The sequence below is a fragment of the Tahibacter harae genome, assembly GCF_024437735.1.
Taxonomy (GTDB): domain Bacteria; phylum Pseudomonadota; class Gammaproteobacteria; order Xanthomonadales; family Rhodanobacteraceae; genus Tahibacter; species Tahibacter harae.
Window position 1 is genome coordinate 74,338 of sequence record NZ_JANFQO010000024.1, and the last position, 21,350, is coordinate 95,687.

A 21,350-nucleotide genomic window follows, 5' to 3' on the forward strand; every position below is an offset into this window, starting at 1 on the left:
ATTCGGGATTCGGGATTCGGGATTCGCAGGGAGTGTGCGGCGCAATCTGATTTTTCAGTGAAATTTGCCGGTTTTCTTTGAGAAAAAGCGGGAAGCTCCCTATCCCCCAAGCGCGTAAACGCGCCTGGGGGAGAGGGCTTTTCCCGCTGCGGAATCGCGATTCGAGGTTGCGACCAGATCGGGACAGATGAGCCGGAGCAGAGGATCGGTAACAGAGGATCCGGAACAAGGGATCAGAAACAGAAGACCCGGAACGAACGATCAGAAACACAAAAACCACCCCACCCCCAGCCATCCAAAACCCAGAATCAAAAACCCCCAAAACAAAAAACCCCGCTCCACACGGAGCGGGGTCCACTCCGGACCGCGAGGTGGCGCGGGCCGGAACGAGGTGCCGGGCGCGGGGTTTACTTGCGCGCGTCGTCGGAAGCGTCCTGGATCTTTTCGCCGGCGCGCTCGATGTCCTTGCCCGCGCCCTTGACCGTGTGGCAGGCGCTGAGGTGGGTGGCGGCGAACAGCAGGGCGCAGAGCAGGGCAATGGTCTTGAAGCTGGCTTTCATGGCTGAACTCCTTTTTGTTGGTTGTCAGGCGCCTGGCGGTACGGGGGATTTCAGGTCTTGTGGCTTTGTTCCAGCGCATCCGCCTCGCGCAGGGCCTGGTCGCGACGGGCTTCGGCGGCGGCCACGGCGGCGTCGTGGTCGGCCTTGGCCTTGTCGCGGCAGGCGTCGCGGGCGGCGCCGGTCTGCGCGTCGCAGCGTTCGCCGGCCACCTTGTGGGCGGCGTCGGCTTCGGTCTTGGCAACCTCGTAATCGGCCTTGGCCTTGGTGCGCAGGGTCGCGGCCTGCTCCTTGTCCACCTTGTCGGCGGCCTTGGCATCGGCGTTGGCGACATCGGCATTGGCCTCGGCCCGTTCCTCGCTGGCCTTGCGTTCGGCGGCGTTGACGTCCTTGCTGGCATCGGCCTGGGTCTTGGCGAGGTCGGACTGGGCGGCGGCGACATCCTTGTTTGCCTCGGCGCGGGCGTCCTGCACCTTCTGCGCGCCTTCGGCCTGGGCCTTGGCTACGTCGGCGCGAGTCTTGGCGGGATCTTCGGGCCGGTCGCAGGCGCCCAGCAGCAGGGCGGCGGCGAATCCGGCGCTCAGGAACAGCGGTCTGGTCTTCATGGCTACTCCGGTCGGTGCTGTTGACGGCAGCAACAACGGATCAGGCTTCGTGCCAGCCACGACCATTTTTTAACCTGTTGATTTTATTTGAGTGGTAAAAATCACCTGGCTTGCACTAGGCCCACTCTATGGTTGGCCGCCCGTGCAGAACGCACGGTGCCGCGGCCGACCCGGCCGGCGAGGAACCCGCTTGAGCGACGAAGCACGCCCCGACCCGGCAGCCGGTACGCTGTCCGAGCGCAATCTCTGGCAGCGCTACCTGCTGCTCCTGCTGCTGGCGGTGCTGCTGCTGGTCGGCGTGGGCTGGGCCGCGCTGAGCACCGGCGCGGAACTCAACGCGACCCTGCGCGAAGTGAGCCGGCTGCAGGAAGCGACCAAGCGGCTGTCGGTGCTGCTGGCCCGCGTGGTCGATCTGGAAACCGGCCAGCGCGGCTTCCTGCTCACCGGCGATGAGGCCTATCTCAAGCCCTACCGCGAAGCCGAAAGCGAAATTCCCACGGCCTTCCGCGACGTGGACGAGGCGCTGGACGAATACCCCGAGGCCCGCGCCGAGCTGGCCGCGATCGAGCAGTCCCTGGCCAAGAAGCGCGGCGAGATCGCCGCCTCGCTGGCCGTATACCAGCAACAGGGGCCGGAGCATGCGCTGGCCATGATCCGCTCGGGCTTCGGCAACGAAGTGATGGAGGAGATCCGCCGCTCCATCGGCCGCCTCACCGTGGATACGCGCGGTCTGATCGCGGAAAAGCAGGGGCGCCTGGAGAAGGTCATCGTCCAGCGCAACATCTCCATCTTCAGCGCGCTGGGCCTGGCCATAGTGGCGAGCTTCGCCGGTTTCCTGCTGCTGCGCCGGCATCTGGCCTCGCTGCGCAAGGAAAGGGCGCTGCGCGCCGAGGCGGCGCGTTCGGACCGGGCCAGCCGCGAGAAGAGCGCATTCCTGGCCAACATGAGCCACGAGATACGCACGCCGATGAACGCGATCTTCGGTTTCAGCCAGCTGCTGGCCGAGCGCGTCACCGATCCCGAGGACAAGCGCTATGTCGACGCCATCGTCAGCAGCGGCCGTTCCCTGCTCGCACTGATCAACGATGTGCTGGACCTGTCGCGCATCGAGGCCGGCAAGCTGGATGTGCGCGCCGTGCCCATGAACCTGCGCGAGCTGATCGACGGCGTGCAGCTGGTGTTCTCCCAGCTCGCGGCGGAAAAGAGCCTGCGCCTGGAGGTGCGCATCGACGCCTCGCTGCCCGACGGCGTGGAGCTGGATCCGGCGCGCCTGCGCCAGATGCTGTTCAACCTGGTCGGCAACGCGATCAAGTACACCGACCGCGGCCATGTCCGCCTGCGCGCCAGCGCCACCGCCGATCCGGACGACGAGCTGCGCGCCACCGTGCTGATCGAGGTCGAGGACAGCGGCATAGGCATCGCCGCGGCAGACCGCGAACGCATCTTTGAACCCTTCGCCCAGGCCGAACCTGGCCTGCGCCAGCGCGAGGGCAGCGGTCTGGGGCTGTCGATCACGCGCCGCCTAGCCCGGCTGATGGGCGGGGAAATCAGCCTGCAAAGTACGCCGGGGCAGGGTTCGTGCTTCGGCATCCGCCTGCCGCAGGTGCCGCTGGCGGTGCTGGCCGAAAGCGCCGCGGTGGCGGCGTCGGCGCTGGGCGGCACCGCGCCGCTGACCATAGTTGTCGCCGACGATGTGGCCCTGAACCGCCAGCTCATCGAAGCCCTGTTCCGCGGCAGCGGCCATCGCCTGATCATGGCCGAGGACGGCGAACAGGCCGTCGCCCTGGCGCGGGCGCACCGGCCGCAGGTGGTGCTGATGGATGTGCGCATGCCGCGCCTGGACGGGGTCGCGGCGCTGGCGCGCATCCGCGCCGACAGCGAGCTGGCGGCCACGCGCGTCATCGCGATCACCGCATCCAGCCTGCTGTCGGAGGAAGCCCGCCTGCGCGAGCATTTCGACGGCTATGTGCGCAAGCCGATCACGCGCGAGCTGCTGCTGGCCGAACTGCAGCGCGTGCTGCCGGCCGGCATTGCCGGCGAAACGGACGAACCGCCGCGGCAGCCGCAGGCCCTGGGCGAGGTGCTGCGGCAGCTTGCACAATGGGAAAGTGAAATCTGGCCGCGCCTGCGCGCGACCCTGGCCGTTCATGAAACCGCGCAATTCGCCGCCGCCGTGCTGCAATTGGCCGAACGCTGCGATTCCGCACCGCTGCGGCGTTATGCTCAACAGCTCAGTGCGGCAGCCGGGCAGTTCGACCCGGTCGCACTGGAAACCAGCCTCGCCGATTTTCCCCTCCAGCGCGCCCGTCTTGCGGCGCACCAGCATGACGTGAACTGAATATGCCGCTTTCCGCTCCCGTGCGCGAATCCCTGGTGCTCGTGGTCGACGACCAGCCTGGCAACGTGCAGCTGCTGGGCCAGATCCTCTCCGGCGCCGGCTACGAGGTGATGCCGGCCACCTCCGGCGAGCAGGCCCTGGCCCGCGCCCAGGCGCGCCGGCCCGACCTGGTCCTGCTCGACATGCTGATGCCGGGCATAGACGGCTTCGAGGTCTGCCGCCGGCTCAAGCTCGACGCCCAGCTGGTCGAGGTGCCGGTGGTCTTCCTCACCGCGGCGACCGAGCGCGAATTCCTGGTGCGCGCCTTCGAGCTGGGCGCGGTCGACTACATCACCAAGCCGTTCGTGCCCGAGGAACTGCTCGCGCGCGTGCGCACCCACATCAACCTCAAGCGCGCCAAGGAACACCTGCGCCTGATCGCGCGCGAACGCGAGGACGTCACCGCGATCGTCGCGCACGACCTGAAAAACCCCATTTCCAACATCCGCTTCGCCGCGCAGATGCTGCGCCGGCCGGGGCTGGGTGCAGAGCGCCAGGCCAGCCTGATCGACGACATCGTCAGCTGCTGCGACGAGGCGATCGAGTTCGTGCAGCGCTTCCTGCAGCGCCGCGCCACGATAGAACGCGTGCGCAGCCTGGAACTGGCCGCCGTCGCGCTGGCGCCGCTGATCGACCGCGCCATCGCGCGGCAGCAGGCCGCGGCCGAGGCGCGCGGCGTGCAGGTGATGCGCAGCGGCGTGGAACTGTCGGCCCAGGCCGATGCGGCGGCGCTGCGCAATGTGCTGCAGAACCTGCTGTCCAACGCGATCCGCTACGCGCCGCGGGATTCGCTGATCGAAGTCCACCTGGATGCCGACCGGCCCGGCTACGCCCGCGTATTCGTGATGGACCGCGGCCCCGGCATCGCCGAGACCGAGCGCACCAAGCTGTTCCAGCGTTTCGCCCGCATCGCCCAGACCAGCACCGACGCCGACGAAACCCTGTCCACCGGCCTGGGCCTGGCCATCGCCAAGGACGATATCGAGCAGATGGGCGGCTATCTGTGGTTCGAGCCGCGTCCCGGCGGCGGCAGCGTGTTCGCCTTCGAGCTGCTGCTGGCCTGATCAGCCGCCCGGCCACAGGCGCAGCGCGACCAGCGCTGTGATGATCGCGAACAGCACGGTCAGCGGCGCGCCGACGCGGAAGAAATCGCCGAAGCGGTAGCCGCCGGGCGCGTACACCAGCAGGTTGCCGTGGTGCCCCAGCGGGGTGAGGAAGGCGGCGACCGCGCCGATGGCGAGGCTGGCGACCATCGCCTCCGGCGCCAGTCCCAGCGGCGCGGCCATGCGCGCGACGATGGGCGCGAGCAGCACCACGGTGGCCGCATCCGACAGCACCTGGGTGATGATGGCGCCGGCGCTGAAGATCAGGAGCAGGATCCAGAACGGCGCGAAGCCGTCGAGCAGCGGCGCGAATTCGGCGGCGGCCAGCGTGGTCAGGCCGGTCTGCTCCAGCGCAGCGCCCAGCGAGATCGCGCCGGCGATGAAGGCGATCACGCGCAGCTCCAGCGCGGCATAGGCTTCCTCGGCGCTGAGGCAGCGCGCCAGTACCACGCCGATGGCGCCGGCCAGGAAGGCCACGTGTACCGGCAGCAGTTCTGTCGCCGCGGTGGCGACGCTGGCGCCGAGTATGCCCAGCGCCCACCAGGCGCGCGAACGGCGCAGGCGGCGCGTACGGAAGGGCAGGGCCATGAGGAATTCGCGCTGCGCGCCCAGGCCGTCGATCTGTTCCGGCTCGCCCCACACCACCAGCGTGTCGCCGGGTTGCAGGCGCACGCCGGACAGTTCGCCGCGCAGCCAGCCTTCGCGCCGCCACAGGCCGACCACGATCACGCCGTAGCGGTGGCGGAAATCCACCTCGCCCACGGCGCGGCCGGAAAGATAGGAGCGCGGCGCGATCACCAGCTGGGCCAGGCGCTCGTCGCCGAACTGCTCGGCCGTGGCGGCGTCGGCGGTTTCGCCGTACTTGGCCACGGCGTGCAGGGCCAGGCCTTTCTCGTCGGCGATGTCGGCCAGCCCTTCGGGCGTGGAGCGCACCAGCAGCACGTCGCCGGCCTCGATGCTGCGTTCCTCGCGGCCGTGGCGGATGGGATCGCCGCGGCGCAGCCAGTCGATGATCTCGAAGCGGCCGCTGTAGCGCTGCGCCAGCGCGGCGAAGCTCAGGCCGACCTGGGGCGCGCCGTCGAGAATCAGGATCTCGGTGTAGTAGTCGTCCAGCGCGAAACGCGCGCCGCTGCTGCCGCCGGCGACGCGCTCGGGCAGCAGCCAGCGGCCCGGCAGCAGCATGTAGACCAGGCTGCAGGCGACCAGGGCCATGCCGATGGGCGTGAGCGAGAAGATGCCCAGGCCCTCGCGCCCGGCTTCCTGCAGCACATGGTCGGCGACGAGGAAGGCCGGCGCACCGATCAGGGTCAGGGTGGTGCCTATCGAAGCCGACAGCGACACCGGCATCAGCAGGCGCGAAACCGAGAACTGCCCGCGCGCCGCGACCGTGGTCGCGATCGGCACCATCAGCGCGGTAATCAACAGGTGGTGGGTCAGCGCCGACAGCAGCGCCGCGGCCAGCATCAGTACCAGCAGGCCCCACAGCAGATGCGTGCCGGCCACCCGCGTGACCCATTGCCCCAGGCGTTCGGCCAGGCCGGTATTGACCACCGCCGCCGACAGCACGAAGGCGCCGATCACCGCGATCACCGGCTCGCTGCTGAAACCCTTGAGCGCCTGCTCGGGACTGAGCACGCCGGTGGCGACCAGCGCCACCACCGCGCCCAGCGCCACCACGTCGGCGCGCAGCCATTCGGTAATCAGCAGCAGCAGGGTCAGGGCGATGATGAGCAGGCAGACGATCTGTGGCGGGCTCAGCATGGTCGGTCCGGTGGCGGGTACGAGCCACAGTGTGGCAAGCCGCGGCCGCGGCGGCCAGGACCGGCGCCGTACCGCGGCGGCGGGCCGTACCGATCCAGGTCCGCAGCGGCGCCACTCAACTAAAGCCACTTTCGTACGAAAGATTTCCTATATCTATCCGCTTCGCTACTATCCGGGGCTCGCGCGCCGCCGCGCCAACCAGGGGAGCCCGCACACCGTGTCTTACCCATCCTTCCGCGCCTGTTCCGCCGCCCTGCTCGCCCTGGCCTGCAACCAGGCCCTGGCCCAGCAGCTCAAGGTGGACAGCGAAGCGATCAAGCTGGAGAAAGTGGAAGTCGTCGGCTCGCACCTGCGCCGGGTCGATCTGGAGACCCAGCATCCGGTACTCGTGATCGAACGCGAAGCCCTGCTCAAGACCGGCCTGACCGATGTCGCCGACATCCTGCAGACCATCACCAGCAACGGCCAGACCCTCAACCGCAACGTCAACAACGGCGGCAACGGCGAGGCCCGCGTCAACCTGCGCAGCCTGGGCGACAACCGCACCCTGGTGCTGCTGGACGGCCACCGCGTGGTCTCCGGTCTGGAAGGCGCGGTGGACCTGACCGCGATCCCGCTGGCGCTGGTGCAGCGCGTGGAAGTGCTGCGCGACGGCGCTTCGGCGATCTACGGCTCCGACGCCATCGCCGGCGTGGTCAACATCGTCACCCGGCGCGACTACAGCGGCGGCGAAGCGATGATGTACTTCGGCGAGAACGACCATAACGACGGCCAGCGCCGCGCCTACGAGCTGACCTGGGGAAGCAAGGGCGAAGGCTGGAGCGCCGCCGCCGGCGCCTCCTACAGCAAGGACGAACCGATCTTCGCGCGCGACCGCGAGATCACCCGCCTGCCGGTCTACGGCCTGCCCATCAGCGCGACCGGTTCGCTCATCACCGGCTATACCCGCTTCCGGCCCGCTTCCGCTCCCGGACTGCTGCGCCTGATCGAAGGCCGCAACGGTACTTCCCCGGACGATTTCCGCCCGCTGGATGCGGCTACCGATGGCTACAACTACACTTTGCAGAATTATCTGCAGACCCCGCAGGAACGCCGCGCGCTGTTCGGCCAGGGCCGCTACGAGATCAGCCCGCAGCTCGCCCTGAGCGCCAGCGTGCTGCGCAACGAGCGCCGCTCCGCGCAGCAGCTGGCCGAGCCGACGGTGTCGTTCTCGCGCGCGGTGCTGGATCCCGCCGGCCAGCCCATCGGCATCAGCGCCGACAATGTCTACAACCCCTTCGACGAAGCCATCATCACCGGCGCGCGCCGCTTCATCGAGGCCGGGCCGCGCCGCTTCGAGCAGGAAGTGGACACCACCCGCGTCAACCTCAGTGTCGACGGCGTGTTCCAGCTCGGTTCGCGCGATTTCAGCTGGGGCGTGAACTACAGCGCGACGCGGGCGGAGCAGCGCGAATTCGTCTCGCCCTACGCCGCCAACGCGCGGCTTGCGCTGGCCCTGGGGCCATCCTTCCGCGACGCCGCCGGCGTAGCCCGCTGCGGCCGGCCCGGCGCGGTGATCGACGGATGCGTGCCGCTGGACCTGTTCGGCCCGCCGGGTTCGATCACGCCGGAAATGCTGGCCTATGTCGGCATCTCCGCGCACAACCGCAAGCGTTCGGACTCGCGCGATTTCGTCGCCCATGCCGAAGGCGAGCTGTTCGACCTGCCGGCCGGCCCGGTCAGCCTGGCCGCCGGCTACGAGCGGCGCTCCGAAAGCGGCTACAACCGTCCCGACCAGGTCATCGCCAGCGGCGACGCCAACGGCACCGGCGTCACCTACGACGCGACCGAAGGCCGCTACACGGTCAACGAAGCCTGGCTGGAAATGAACCTGCCGCTGCTCAGCGAAAAACCGCTGGCGCAGCTGCTGGACCTGTCGCTGGCTTCGCGCTATTCCGACTATTCCCTGTTCGGCGGCACCACCAATTCGCAGCTCGGCCTGCGCTGGAAACCGGCGCGCGATCTGCTGGTGCGCGCCAACATCGCCGAAGGTTTCCGCGCGCCCAGCCTGTTCGATCTGTTCTCCGGCGCCTACGACAGCATCGGCCCGCTGAGCGATCCCTGCGCCGCGGCCAACTCGCCCACGCTGGCGGTGCTGACGCGCTGCCAGGCCGCCGGCGTGCCGGCCGACGTGCAGGAAACCGACGCGCTGGTGACCTTCGGCGCGAACCCGCACCTGCTGCCCGAGCGCGCGCTGTCGCGTTCGGCCGGCTTCGTCTATTCGCCGCAGTGGCTGGAAGGTTTCGAGGCGACGGTGGACTGGTACCGCATCCAGATCCGCGATGCGATCGGCAACCGTGCCGTCGAAGGCGTGCTGGCCGACTGCTACGAACGCGGCGACGCCGGCGCCTGCGCGCGCATACAGCGCGGCGCCGACGGCAGCCTGACCAAGGTCATCGCCGTCGCGCAGAACCTGCCCGGCGGGCTGGAAACCGAGGGCGTGGATTTCGGCCTGACCTACCGCCGCAGCACCGACATCGGCAATTTCAGCGTCGCCTGGGACAATGCCTACGTGAGCTACTACGGCGAGTTGCACCAGCCGCCGCGCAATGCGCTGCTGCCCGACGGTTCGCTGGCTTCGGGCAATACCGTCGCCGAGAACCGCGTCGCCGGCGGCTTCTACGGCGTGGTCTGGCGCCTGCGCTCCAACCTCAGCCTGCAATGGCAGCGCGACGCCTGGAGCAGCTCCGTCGGCGTGCGCTATTTCTCGCCCAGCGACGAGGATTGCAGCGTCGTGACCCAGACCGCCGATTTCCTGGAACAGCCCGAACTGCGCCGGCTGTGCTCCAACCCGGATCGCGAAATCGACATCGACGGCTCCGGCGTCGCCACGGCGGCGCCGCAGAACCGCATCGGCAGCATCACCTATTTCGACCTGGAAACCAGCTGGGACGCGCCCTGGCAGGCGCGTTTCACCCTGGGCGTGCGCAACGCCTTCGACCGCGATCCGCCGATCTCCTTCTCCAGCCAGTTCAATTCCACCATCCCGGACAACGATGTGCCGGGGCGGTTCTGGTATGCGAGTTATCGGCAGCGGTTCTGAAGACGGGGATTTGTCGTTCGGGATTCGGGAAAGCCGCTTCTGCGCTTTCCGTTTCCCGATCGCTGCCCGGTGCACAGGGCCGATGACGGGAGGATTTGCCGGCGCGCTCCCGCGCCGGCAAATCGCAGGCACCGCATCCTCAATTCCGGTTCCGGCCGGGATACGCAGCGGCGGATCCGGCCGCTTTTCATAGCCGGCTCTAGCGCCGGCAAACCGGGCACGGCGTGGATCCGCCAGCGCACTCTCGCTCCCCGAATCCGCAATCCCGAATCCCGGCTCAACGCAAGCTGCGCACGACTCGCCGGCCTCGCGCGCGAAGCGCAGCCGGGTCCGCACTAGATTCGTTTCCCCATCACTTCAGGGAAGCGAAATCATGAGCAAACCGGCTCGAACACCTCGCCTGGCGCGCGCCGTCGCCGCCGCGTTGCTGTCGTATACGGCGGCGGTTCCAGCTGCCGCGGCCGCTGTCTGCGCACCAGGCGGAACCCGTGGCGAGGAACTGCTGGCTGCCCTGCAGCACGGTCTGCGCCCCAGCGTGCTGCAGCCGGGCGAAGCCTTGCCGGCTTGGTCGCTGCGGCAGCGCATGGTGCAGTTGCACGTGCCCGGTGTTGCGGTCGCCGTCATCGTCGACGGCAAGGTCGCGGCCGCAGCCGGCTATGGCGTGCTGCAGGCCGGCGGCGAATCGCGCGTGGATGCCGATACCCTGTTCAATGTCGGCTCGATCAGCAAGATCGCCACCGCCGCGATCTCCCTGCGCCTGGTCGCCCAGGGCAAGCTGGAGCTGGACCGCGACGTCAACAGCTATCTCAAATCCTGGCAGATACCGCCGGCCGCGGCGGCCGGCGCGGGCAAGGTTTCGCTGCGCATGCTGCTGTCGCATACCGCGGGCCTGAACGTGCACGGCTTCCCGGATTTCCTGCCCGGCGAAGCCGTGCCGACGACGCTGCAGTCGCTGGACGGCAAGGCGCCGGCGCGCAACGAGCCCGTGCGCCTGCAGCGGCCGCCGGGCCTGCTCGGCGACTATTCCGGCGGCGGCACCCTGGTCGAGCAGCTGTTGATCGAGGATGTCAGCGGCCAGGCGCTGGAGCAGGTCGCCCGGCGCGAACTCGCCGCCGCGCTGAAACTCTCGCGCAGCACCTTCGCCAGCCCCTTGCCGGCAGACACGCTCAACGTGGCCAAGGCCCACGACCGCGACGGCCGGCCCGAAGCCCTGCCGCGCGGCTGGCAGACCTTTCCGCAGCAGGCGCCGGCCGGCTGGTGGACCACGGCGCGCGAACTGGGCGAATTCACCGCCGCGCTGATCCGCAGCTACCAGGGCCGCAGCGATTACCTGCCGCAGCCGCTGGCGCTGCAGATGATGAGCGAGGTCGCGCCCAGCTGGCACGGCCTGGGGCCGCGCCTGGACGGCGCCGGCAGCACGCGCGTGTTCCATCACGGCGGATCCAACGACAGCTACCACGCCTGGATGGAAGGCTATCCGCACAGCGGCGCCGGCTTCGTCATCCTCACCAACAGCGACAGCGGCGCGCGCCTGCGCGGCGAAATCCGCAACGCACTCTCCGATGCGATCGGCTGCGGCGTGAATCCGCCGGTGCACAGCATCGCGCTGGATCCCGTTGCTGCCGGTATCGCCGGATTCGCCGGCCGCTACCGCCTGGAGCGCGATTTCCCGCTGGACCAGCGCCGCGCACTCACCGATTTCTTCGACGTGGACGAACTGGAGATCCGCCACAGCGCCGGCACGCTGTCCGTAAGCATTCCCGATGAAACCGGCAAGCTGCTGGCCCTTGGCCCCACACGCTTCATCGCGCCCAGCGTGTTCGCGACCCAGTACGAATTCCACCGCGATGCGTTCGGCAAGGTGCGCGCCGTGACGGTGGAACATGTAGCGGGCAGGGCGTACTACCGGCGGGTGCAGGATGCGTCGGCGCCGTGAGCGGGCCGGCGGGGCTGTTGCCCGGGGCACCGCTGGGGAATGCGGCTTTTCGTTGCGGTCCAAGGCCGCTTCCCCGGCAAACAGCGGCCGCATGCCTGCCGGACTACGGGGGCGGCCGGTTCCGCGTGTGCTTCGGCCGTGCGCAAACGCAGCGAGATACGCGGTCCATGTGCTCGCCCTGGCGCTGGCCGCGGTTTCCTGTTCCGGCCAGTCCGTCGATTCCCGCCGTCACGAACGGAAGGATACGCACCGCCTGGACAACCCGGTCGCCGAGATTCACGGCAAGGCGCCCAGGCCGGGGAAATCCTGGCGCCGCTGCCAGGATCTCTGGGTGATGGCAGACCAGCCTTGTTGAGCGACGCCGAACCGCTGGCGCAGTTCCGGCCCCGTAGTTTCCTCCACGATGCTGCATCGTTTCCTCTTCGCCGCCCCCACTGCGATGTGCGGACTGTCTCTCTTCCCCGCGCTTGCGCGGAGAGACGGAGCTTTCCGCTATTTCTCGAAGAAATCCGGCAAATTTCACTTACCAAAAAACTCCGGATTCCGCCGCACACTCCCTGCGAATCCCGAATCCCGAATCCCGCGCATAAAAAAGCGGCGACGCAGGGGAACGTCGCCGCTTCGGGTCTGCACGTGGCCCTCTTGGGGTAGGGCGGTGCCGCGCCGCTTCACAGCGGTGCTGGATCGGTCGGTCGGGGAAGGGTTCAGCAGTGACCGATCCACTTGGGGAATTCAACATCCGTGTCAGCGATATGGCTCCTCGGTGCCTGGTTTCAAGGCCCCGTCGCGCCGGCCGCGCGCCGCGTTGCGGCGGCGGCCGGCGCTCGCAGCAGTCGGGTCACAGGGTGGACTCGAACTGCTTCACTTCGCGCTCCGCCTGGTCCTTCGCCCAGCCGTAGCGCTCCTGCAGCTTGCCGACGAGGTATTCGCGGTGGCCGTCCACCACGCCCAGGTCGTCCTCGGTCAGCTTGTTCCATTTGACCCGGGCCTGGCCGGCGAGCTGTTTCCACTTGCCCTGGATGATGTCCTTGTTCATGGGGCGGCTCCGGGATCAGGCGGCCAGACGGCGCTTGAGATCGCGCATTTCGTCGTGGGTGCGCTTGAGATCGGGATAGTGGCGTTCGGCGATGCGGCGCAGTTCCAGATCCTCGCTCTGGGTCAGCTCGTCGCGGAAGGCTTCGAGGATGCGGTCCTCGGTCTGTTCCAGCTGGCCGACATAGACTGCCTCGCTGTCCTTGCTCATGCTGGCACGCACATCCGTGTAGAACTTGCGCAGCGAGCCCAGCATGGTGCCGCCCTGCGGGGCGGACTCGCCCAGCGCGGACAGGCGCGCCGACAGATCGCTGGCGATGGCCTGTTTCTGCTGCGCCATGCGCTGGAACAGGTTGGCGTAGGCAGGGATCTTCACCTTGGCGGCGGCCTCGGCATAGAACTTCTCGCCATCGTTGAGAAGTTCGATCAGGTCCTTCAGGTTGCTGCTGGTGCTCATGGATTTCTCCTTGGCTGCGAAAGGTGGACGAAGCGCCGTTCCGGGCGGCGGCACGCTCTACACGCGGCGCCGACCCGTGATCATGGAAATTACGAACAGGACCAGGAACACGAAGAACAGGATCTTGGCGATGCCTGCGGCTGCACCGGCGATTCCGCCGAAGCCCAGCACCGCGGCGATCAGTGCGACAACGAAGAAAACAACGGCGTAGTGCAGCATGGGATTCTCCTGGTTGGCTTCCGTTTCCACGGATCGAAGACAGGTCACCGTGGTCGGATAAGACAAGTCATTCCGCATGCCAGCCCCGTCGCCAAAAAATTCTTCTTTATTTTCATGACTTTGGAATTATCCCTGCGGTTCGGCCCGGCGGCGGATTGCAGGAAACCGGAGACGGCCCGTGCAGACTGCAAGGGGGCGCCGCCGACAATGGAGCCGCAATGAGCGAAACGATCAATTCACCGCGCGAACGCATCCTGCTGGTCGACGACGACGCGACCGTGCTGCGCAACTTCCGTCTGTGCCTGGAAGACGAGGGCTACCAGGTCAATACCGCGCCGAACACCAGCTCCGCCCTGGCCGCGGTTGCGCGCAGCGTGTTCGACGTCTGCATACTCGATCTGCACATCGGCGAGGAATTCGGCCTCGACCTGCTGCCGCAGCTGCGCGCGGCGGCGCCGTGGATGCGCATTATCATGGCCACGGCCGAGTCGGATGCGGCCATCGCCGTCAGCGCCATGCGCGCCGGCGCGGCCGATTACCTCATCAAGCCCTGCGAACCGGAGAAACTGCTGCACGCGGTGGCGCAGCAGGTGCAGGCGCGGCGGCTGGAGCGGCGCATCGAGGAACTGGAATCCTCGCGCGCCGAAACCGTGCCGGAGCAGTTGGACAGCGCCAACCCGGTCATGGGCCGGCTGCTGGAAATGGCGCGCCAGGCCGCGGAAACCGATGCGACGGTGCTGATCCTGGGCGAGAGCGGCACCGGCAAGAACGTGCTGGCGCGCAACATCCACCTGTGGAGCATGCGGCGCAAGGCCGGCTTCGCCACGGTGAACTGTCCTTCGTTGTCGGCGGAACTGCTGGAGAGCGAACTGTTCGGCCATGTCAAAGGTGCCTTCACCGGCGCCCACGATCACCGCCAGGGGCGCGTCCAGGTGGCCGAGGGCGGCACCTTGTTCCTGGACGAGATCGGCGAATTTCCACTGTCGCTGCAGCCCAAGTTCCTGCGCTTCCTGCAGGACCGCGAATACGAGCGCGTTGGCGACCCGCGCACGCGCACGGCCGATGTGCGCCTGATCGCGGCGACCAACCGCGACCTTGCCGCCGCGGTGGCCGAAGGCACCTTCCGCAACGACCTGTACTACCGCCTCAACGTGATCGCGCTGACCGTGCCGGCACTGCGCGAGCGCCCGGAGGACATCCCGGCCATCGCCGACCGCCTGCTGGCCAGCCTGGTCGCGCGCTACCGCCGGCCGGCGCGGCGCTTCGCCGAATCGGCGCGCAACGCCATGCTGGCCTATTCCTGGCCCGGCAACGTGCGCGAGCTGGCCAATGCGATCGAACGTGCGGTGATCCTCTGCGCCGGCGAGGAAATCGCCTACGAGCACCTGCCGTTCGCCGCCGCCGGCGTGACTGCGAGCCTGGCCAGCGCGACGCCGCGCGCGGGCGATCCGGTGACCATAGAACAACTGGAACGCGCGCATATCGAGGCCGTGCTCGGGGCCACACCGACGCTGGATGTGGCGGCGCGCCAGCTGGGCATCGATGCGTCCACGCTGTATCGCAAGCGCAAGGCCTACGGGCTGGGTTGACGGTGGCGGCAGCGGGCGGCGCCGGTGCGCGGATTTGCCGGTTGCTGCGCTTGCTGCCGAAACGGGACCTGGCCAAGCCGCTGTGCGTGGATACGCCCGGCGGCGGGCGGCCTCGCAATCAGATCGTGCTGCGGTCCCGCACCGGCACGGCGCTCAGGCCTCGTCCGGATCCATCGGCGGCAGCGCCGTATTGGGTTCCAGCGCGAGCTGGCTGGCCGCCAGCGCGACCTGGGTGCGGTTGTTGCAGCCGAGCTTGCGCATGATCGCGGTCATATGCGCCTTGACCGTGGCTTCGGATACGCCCAGCTCGTAGGCGATCTGCTTGTTGAGCAGGCCTTCGGCGATCATCGCCAGTACGCGGAACTGCTGCGGCGTGAGTTCGGCCACGCGGGCGGCGACGCGGGCCTCGTCGTCCTTCAGCGGCGTGGTCTGCGCGCCCAGCGCCGGCGGCAGCCAGACCTCGCCGTCGCGCACCTGGCGTATCGCCTCGACGATGGTTTCGGCGGAGCTGGATTTGGGGATATAGCCGGTCGCCCCGTGCGCCAGGGCACGGCGTGCGACGCTGCCTTCCTCATGTGCGGAAACCACGATCACCGGCAGGCCCGGATACTGGCCGCGCAGATGCGCCAAGGCCGAGAAGCCGCGCGCGCCGGGCATGTGCAGGTCCAGCAGCAGCAGCTCGGCGTCGGGGTGCGCTTCGACCAGGGCCAGCAGATCCGGCACGGTCGCGGCCTCGTACAGGGTGGCGCCCGGCGCGGCCTGGTTCAGGGCACGGCGCAGGGCATCGCGGTACAGCGGATGGTCGTCGGCGATGAGGATTTCGGACATGCGTCCGAGCATGGCACCGGCGCGCGCCCGCGGCAATGGCGGGCGCGGCCGAATGTGGGCTGCGCCACGGTGCAGGCACCGGGTCCGACCGCTGCGGCGGCGCTCAGGCGCGGATCAGGCGCTGCTCCACCAGGTTCTGCACCACGCCCGGGTCGGCCAGGGTCGAGGTGTCGCCGAGCTGATCCGTCGCGTTCTCGGCGATCTTGCGCAGGATGCGCCGCATGATCTTGCCCGAGCGCGTCTTGGGCAGGCCGGGCGCCCATTGCAGGTAGTCCGGCGAGGCGATGGGGCCGATCTCCTTGCGCACCCACTGCACCAGCTCCTTGCGCAGTTCCTCGCTGCCGTTCTCGCCGGCCTTGAGGGTGACGTAGGCGTAGATGCCCTGGCCCTTGAGATCGTGCGGGCAGCCGACCACGGCCGCCTCGGCCACCTTGGGATGGGCGACCAGGGCGCTTTCCACCTCGGCGGTGCCTATGCGGTGGCCGGAGACGTTGATGACATCGTCCACCCGGCCGGTGATCCAGTAATAGCCGTCGGCATCGCGGCGCGCGCCGTCGCCGGTGAAATACGCGCCGGGGTAGGTGCGGAAGTAGGTGTCGATGAAGCGCTCGTGGTCGCCGTAGACCGTGCGCATCTGGCCGGGCCAGGAGTCGGTCAGGATCAGGTTGCCCTCGCAGGCGCCTTCCTGCACGGCGCCGTTGGTATCGACGATGGCCGGCTTCACGCCGAAGAAGGGCAGGGTAGCCGAGCCGGGCTTGGCGTCGATGGCGCCGGGCAGCGGCGTGATCAGCGCGCCGCCGGTCTCGGTCTGCCACCAGGTATCGACGATGGGACAGCGGCCGTCGCCGACCACGCGGTGGTACCACTCCCAGGCCTCGGGATTGATCGGTTCGCCGACCGTGCCGAGCAGGCGTATCGACTGGCGCGAAGTGCGCCTGACCGGCTCCTCGCCCTCGCGCATCAGCGCGCGGATCGCGGTCGGTGCGGTGTAGAAGATGGTCACCTGGTGCTTGTCCACCACCTGCCAGAAGCGGCTGATGTCGGGCCAGTTGGGCACGCCCTCGAACATCAGCGTGGTGGCGCCGTTGGCCAGCGGGCCGTAGACCACGTAGGAATGGCCGGTGACCCAGCCCACGTCGGCGGTGCACCAGTAGACGTCATCCTCGCGCAGGTCGAATACGCATTCGTGGGTGTAGCTGACATAGGTCAGATAGCCGCCGCTGGTATGCAGCACGCCCTTGGGCTTGCCGGTGGAGCCGGAGGTATACAAGATGAACAAGGGATCTTCGGCATTGACCGCCTCCGGCGCGCATTCGGCCGCCTGCTCGGCGACCAGGGCGGCCCACCAGCGGTCGCGCGGGGTCTGCATGGCGATCGGCGCGCCGGTGCGGCGCACCACCAGCACGGTTTCCACCGAGGTCGTGCCGGGCCGGGTCAGGGCCTCGTCCACATTGGCCTTCAGCGGCACCTTCTTGCCGCCGCGCAGGCCTTCGTCGGCGGTGATTACCAGCTTGCACTGGGAATCGGCGATGCGGCCGGCCAGCGAATCCGGCGAGAAGCCGCCGAACACCACCGAGTGCACGGCGCCGATGCGGGCGCAGGCGAGCATGGCCACGGCGGCCTCGGGAATCATGGGCAGATAGATCGCGACCCGGTCGCCCTTGCCGATGCCGAGGTTGCGCAGGAGGTTGGCGGCGCGGCAAACCTCGGCATGAAGTTCGCGGTAGGTGATGCGGCGCGAATCGGCCGGGTCGTCGCCCTCGAACACGATCGCGGTCTTGTCGCCGCGGCTGGCCAGGTGGCGGTCCAGGCAGTTGGCCGAGACATTGAGCGCGCCGTCGGCGAACCAGCGGATGCGGAAGTCCTCCACCGCGAAGGAGACGTCCTTGACCTGGGTGAACGGCCTGATCCAGTCCAGCCGCTGCGCGATGCGGCTCCAGAAGCCTTCCGGGTCGGCCACCGACTCGGCGTACAGCGCCTCGTACTGCGCGCGCGTGATGCGCGTCTGCGCGGCGTAGGCCGCGTCCACCGGATAGATCTTGTTGCTCATCTCTCAGTATCCTTTTTTAACTTCATATTTGGCAGCAAAGTACCCGCGTGCGCGGCGGCCCTCCCCTGCTGCATCGCATCAACAGTAGCCCAGCGGCGTACGCAACCAACCCGACTTTAGTCGAAACGCCGGCATGCTTCGACCAATGGCGAATAGGCGTCCAAACGGCGCACGGCGCAACCTCGCCCGGCCACACACCTTGGGAGGGGTTGTCCAATGGCTATCTCGCTTCATTTTTCACTACGTCGCAGCGCCCTGGCCGCGGCTGTGTTCCTGTCGCTGGCGGGTGCGGCGCAGGCCGACAGCCGCAGCGAAGCGGCGCTGGAAGCCCGCATCGCGCAACTGGAACAGCAGCTGGCCGAACTCAAGACCGCGGTAGATGCCCAGAAGAAGGCCAGCGCCGCCGCACCCGCCGCCGCACCGGCGGCCGCCGGCCCGGCCGCACCCGGCGTGAAGGCGCCGATCCAGGTCACCACCCTGACGCCGGGCGCCAACCCCGGCACCACGGTCAAGATCGGCGGCTTCATCAAGACCGATTTCATGCTTACCCGTACCGACAGCGGCCAGCTCGCCGATTCAGCCACCGGCCGCGACCTGTACCTGCCGGGCCAGACGCCGGTCGGCGGCAACAATTCCAATACCGACTATGACGCCGGCGCCAAGTTCTCGCGCGTCAACATCGGCGTGGACACGGTCACGGAGAACAACGACAAGCTCGGCGCCTTCGTCGAATTCGATTTCTTCGGCGGCGCGCTGGGCAACGAGAACGCGACCAACACCTACGGCGTCACCCTGCGCCATGCCTATGCCTACTGGAACAAGTGGCTGGCCGGCCAGACCTGGTCCACCTTCGTGGATACGGCCGCATTGCCCGACGCGGTCGACTTCGTCGGTCCCACCGACGGCGTGGTCTTCGTGCGCCAGCCGCAGGTGCGCTATACCAGCGGCAATTTCCAGATTTCGCTGGAAGACCCGCAGACCACGGTGATGCCGCGCGGCGGCGGCGCGTCGGTAAGTTCCGACCGCGGCGCCGTGCCGGACCTGGCCGCGCGCTATACCTGGAAAGGCAGCTGGGGCCACTTCGGCATCGCCGCGCTGCTGCGCGACCTGCGCGTGGACCGCGCCGCCGCGGGCACCGCGCCGGCGATCGAGGACAGCCGCTTCGGCGGCGCGCTCAGCGTCAGCGGCAAGTGGAACCTGGGCGAGAAGAACGACATCCGCTACCAGCTCAGCGCCGGCAGCATGAGCCGCTACATCGGCTTCGGCATCACCGCCGATTCGGTGCTGGATGCCGACAACAATCTCGAAAGCATCGACGGCTGGGCCGGCTACGTCGCCTGGCGCCACATCTTCAGCAAGCAACTGCGCGGCAACGTGATGTACGCCCGCAGCGATTACGACAACCCCGTGGCCTACACCGGAACGGGCGCCACCAAGAGTTCGTCCAGCTTCCGCCTCAACCTGATCTATTCGCCGCTGCCCAAGCTCGATGTGGGCGTCGAATACATGCTGGGCCGGCGCGAACTCGAAAGCGGTGCCGACGGCGACATCGATCGCCTGCAGTTCATGGCCAAGTACTCGTTCTGAGGAGGATCCACGATGGCAAGCGTTCCCTACGGCTCGGCCGCCGCCAGCAGCGGTGCGCCGCTCACCCAAGGCCACAAGCGCGTGATCTTCGCGTCCAGCCTCGGCACCGTGTTCGAATGGTATGACTTTTATCTCTACGGCTCGCTCGCGGCGATCATCGCCAAGCAGTTCTTCACCGCGCTGAGCCCGACCAGCGGCTTCATCTTCGCCCTGCTTGCCTTCGCCGCCGGCTTCGCCGTGCGTCCGTTCGGCGCGCTGGTGTTCGGCCGCCTCGGCGACCTGATCGGGCGCAAGTACACCTTCCTCGTCACCATCGTCATCATGGGCCTGTCGACCTTCCTCGTCGGCATACTGCCCAGCTACGCGACCATAGGCATAGCCGCGCCCGTCATACTGATCACCCTGCGCCTGCTGCAGGGCCTGGCCCTGGGTGGCGAATACGGCGGCGCGGCCACTTACGTCGCGGAACATGCGCCCAACGGCAAGCGCGGCCTGTACACCAGCTTCATCCAGACCACGGCCACGCTGGGCCTGTTCCTGTCGCTGCTGGTGATCCTGGGCTGCCGCACCTGGCTGGGTTCGGAAGCCTTTGAAGCCTGGGGCTGGCGCGTACCCTTCCTGCTGTCGGTGGTGCTGCTGGGCATTTCCGTGTGGATACGCCTGCAGCTCAACGAATCGCCGCTGTTCCAGCAGATGAAGGCCGAGGGCAAGGGCTCCAAGTCGCCGATCACCGAGAGCTTCTTCTCGCGCAACGGCAAGATCGCCCTGCTCGCACTGCTCGGCGCCACGGCCGGCCAGGCCGTGGTCTGGTATGCGGGCCAGTTCTACGCATTGTTCTTCCTGACACAGACCCTGAAGATGGATGCGACAACAGCGAACCTGCTCATGGCCGGTGCGCTGGCCCTGGCCACGCCGTTCTTCGTCGTGTTCGGCTGGCTGTCGGACAAGGTCGGCCGCAAGCCCATCATCATGGCGGGCTGCCTGATCGCCGCGCTGACCTATTTCCCGATCTTCAAGGCGCTGACTCACTACGGCAACCCGGCGCTGGAAAGCGCGGCGGCGACCTCGCCGGTCACCGTCGTCGCCGATCCGGCCCAGTGCGCCTTCCAGTTCGTGCCCGGCGAGCTGAAATCGCACGTGACCTTCCGCAGCTCCTGCGACATCGTCAAGGGCTTCCTCGCCGGCAAGAACATTCCGTATGTGAATGAAGCGGCGCCGGCCGGCAGCGTGGCCAACGTCAAGGTCGGCAGCCAGGTCATTCCCAGCTTCGACGGTGCCGGCCTGTCGGCGGATGAGTTCAAGGCCAAGAACACCGCTTTCTCCAAGGATCTCGGCGACGCCGTCACCGCGGCCGGCTATCCGGCCAAGGCCGATCCCGCCCAGATCAACCACTTCATGGTGTTCATCCTGCTGACCATCCTGGTCATCTACGTGACCATGGTCTACGGCCCCATCGCCGCCTGGCTGGTGGAGCTGTTCCCGACCCGCATCCGCTATACCTCGATGAGCCTGCCCTACCACATCGGCAATGGCTGGTTCGGCGGCTTCCTGCCGACCACGGCCTTCGCCCTGGTCGCGGCCACCGGCAATATCTATCAGGGCCTGTGGTATCCCATCGTGGTCGCACTGGGCACCTTCGTCATCGGCAGCCTGTTCCTGCGCGAGACCAAGGACGTGGATATTTCCGAATAGCCTTGCGCAAGCAGGGGCAGAAGGAAAAAGCGGCCTGCGGGCCGCTTTTTCTTTGTCGCGCTGCAAAACCGTGTGGGCGCTGGCCAGCCCGTGGCGGACCGGAAAGCCCGCGGCGCGGGTGAATTCCCGTCCGGTCCCTTGCCCGGAAAACGGGCCGCAAATTTCCTGACTCTGTTTTTTCTGGTTTTCCGATTATCCCCGGACGCCGCACTCCGGATCGGGTGCGGGCAGGCCGTAGTCGGCGGTCTGGCCACGTTTTTTTCGGGGATACGACAATGAAACTACCGTTACTGACGACGGCCCGGCGCGCTGCCGCGGGCTTGCTGCTGGGACTGGCCGCGGGCTCCGCGGCGGCCCAGGTGCAACGCACCTTCGTCAACCTGGGCTTCGAGCTGCCGAGTGCGGCGCCGTCGAACTGCTATTTCCAGGTATCCGAGGCGCTGGTGCCGGGCTGGACGACGACGCATCCGTCGCA

At 67.9% G+C, this 21,350-nt stretch carries 16 protein-coding genes; 8 read left to right on the plus strand and 8 right to left on the minus strand.

Annotated features, from left to right (window positions below):
- Positions 1–407: 407 nt before the first annotated feature.
- Together NM961_RS20385 and NM961_RS20390 are read right to left on the minus strand one after the other, a co-directional pair.
- Entirely contained in the window at positions 408–560 is a 153-nt protein-coding gene (locus NM961_RS20385; RefSeq protein WP_255916267.1) for an entericidin A/B family lipoprotein, read from the minus strand.
- Positions 561–610: 50 nt separating this feature from the next.
- The gene (locus NM961_RS20390) at positions 611–1,162 is read right to left on the minus strand and encodes a hypothetical protein (RefSeq protein ID WP_255916284.1); all 552 of its coding nucleotides are present in this window, start codon (positions 1,160–1,162) and stop codon (positions 611–613) included.
- Positions 1,163–1,352: 190 nt separating this feature from the next.
- Between NM961_RS20390 and NM961_RS20395 the strand changes: the two genes are divergently transcribed.
- Positions 1,353–3,500 carry a CHASE3 domain-containing protein gene (locus NM961_RS20395; RefSeq protein WP_255916268.1) on the plus strand — a complete coding sequence of 716 codons (2,148 nt, stop codon included), beginning with the start codon at positions 1,353–1,355 and terminating at the stop codon, positions 3,498–3,500.
- 2 nt (positions 3,501–3,502) lie between these two features.
- Positions 3,503–4,603, plus strand: a complete 1,101-nt coding sequence (locus tag NM961_RS20400; RefSeq protein ID WP_255916269.1) for a hybrid sensor histidine kinase/response regulator — start codon at positions 3,503–3,505, stop codon at positions 4,601–4,603.
- On the opposite strand, the gene NM961_RS20405 is transcribed toward NM961_RS20400, so the two are convergent.
- A complete protein-coding gene (locus tag NM961_RS20405; RefSeq protein WP_255916270.1) occupies positions 4,604–6,532 on the minus strand; it encodes an SLC13 family permease in 1,929 nt (642 codons plus the stop codon).
- Positions 6,533–6,620: 88 nt separating this feature from the next.
- On the opposite strand from NM961_RS20405, the gene NM961_RS20410 reads away from it, so the two are divergent.
- Together NM961_RS20410 and NM961_RS20415 are read left to right on the plus strand one after the other, a co-directional pair.
- Positions 6,621–9,485 carry a TonB-dependent receptor domain-containing protein gene (locus NM961_RS20410; RefSeq protein ID WP_255916271.1) on the plus strand — a complete coding sequence of 955 codons (2,865 nt, stop codon included), beginning with the start codon at positions 6,621–6,623 and terminating at the stop codon, positions 9,483–9,485.
- Positions 9,486–9,858: 373 nt separating this feature from the next.
- Positions 9,859–11,421 carry a serine hydrolase domain-containing protein gene (locus tag NM961_RS20415; protein WP_255916272.1) on the plus strand — a complete coding sequence of 521 codons (1,563 nt, stop codon included), beginning with the start codon at positions 9,859–9,861 and terminating at the stop codon, positions 11,419–11,421.
- An 838-nt stretch (positions 11,422–12,259) separates the two neighbouring features.
- Here NM961_RS20415 and NM961_RS20420 read toward each other — a convergent pair.
- Genes NM961_RS20420 through NM961_RS20430 form a run of 3 tightly spaced genes read right to left on the minus strand, consistent with a single transcriptional unit; the run spans position 12,260 to position 13,129 of the window.
- Positions 12,260–12,457: a CsbD family protein gene (locus NM961_RS20420; protein ID WP_255916273.1), complete on the minus strand. Its 198-nt coding sequence runs from the start codon at positions 12,455–12,457 to the stop codon at positions 12,260–12,262.
- A 15-nt stretch (positions 12,458–12,472) separates the two neighbouring features.
- Entirely contained in the window at positions 12,473–12,910 is a 438-nt protein-coding gene (locus NM961_RS20425; RefSeq protein ID WP_255916274.1) for a PA2169 family four-helix-bundle protein, read from the minus strand.
- Positions 12,911–12,967: 57 nt separating this feature from the next.
- Positions 12,968–13,129: a DUF1328 family protein gene (locus NM961_RS20430; RefSeq protein ID WP_255916275.1), complete on the minus strand. Its 162-nt coding sequence runs from the start codon at positions 13,127–13,129 to the stop codon at positions 12,968–12,970.
- Positions 13,130–13,347: 218 nt separating this feature from the next.
- On the opposite strand from NM961_RS20430, the gene NM961_RS20435 reads away from it, so the two are divergent.
- The gene (locus NM961_RS20435; protein ID WP_255916276.1) at positions 13,348–14,718 is read left to right on the plus strand and encodes a sigma-54-dependent transcriptional regulator; all 1,371 of its coding nucleotides are present in this window, start codon (positions 13,348–13,350) and stop codon (positions 14,716–14,718) included.
- Between the two features lie 153 nt (positions 14,719–14,871).
- On the opposite strand, the gene NM961_RS20440 is transcribed toward NM961_RS20435, so the two are convergent.
- Positions 14,872–15,546 carry a response regulator transcription factor gene (locus NM961_RS20440; RefSeq protein ID WP_255916277.1) on the minus strand — a complete coding sequence of 225 codons (675 nt, stop codon included), beginning with the start codon at positions 15,544–15,546 and terminating at the stop codon, positions 14,872–14,874.
- 103 nt (positions 15,547–15,649) lie between these two features.
- A complete protein-coding gene (acs, locus tag NM961_RS20445) occupies positions 15,650–17,596 on the minus strand; it encodes an acetate--CoA ligase (protein WP_255916278.1) in 1,947 nt (648 codons plus the stop codon).
- A 216-nt stretch (positions 17,597–17,812) separates the two neighbouring features.
- On the opposite strand from acs, the gene NM961_RS20450 reads away from it, so the two are divergent.
- From NM961_RS20450 to NM961_RS20460, 3 genes are all read left to right on the plus strand, one after another.
- Positions 17,813–19,183, plus strand: a complete 1,371-nt coding sequence (locus NM961_RS20450; protein ID WP_255916279.1) for a DcaP family trimeric outer membrane transporter — start codon at positions 17,813–17,815, stop codon at positions 19,181–19,183.
- A 12-nt stretch (positions 19,184–19,195) separates the two neighbouring features.
- Positions 19,196–20,875, plus strand: a complete 1,680-nt coding sequence (locus NM961_RS20455; RefSeq protein ID WP_255916280.1) for an MFS transporter — start codon at positions 19,196–19,198, stop codon at positions 20,873–20,875.
- 275 nt (positions 20,876–21,150) lie between these two features.
- Positions 21,151–21,350 (plus strand): hypothetical protein (locus NM961_RS20460; protein WP_255916281.1); only part of this gene is annotated, 200 nt, incomplete at its 3' end.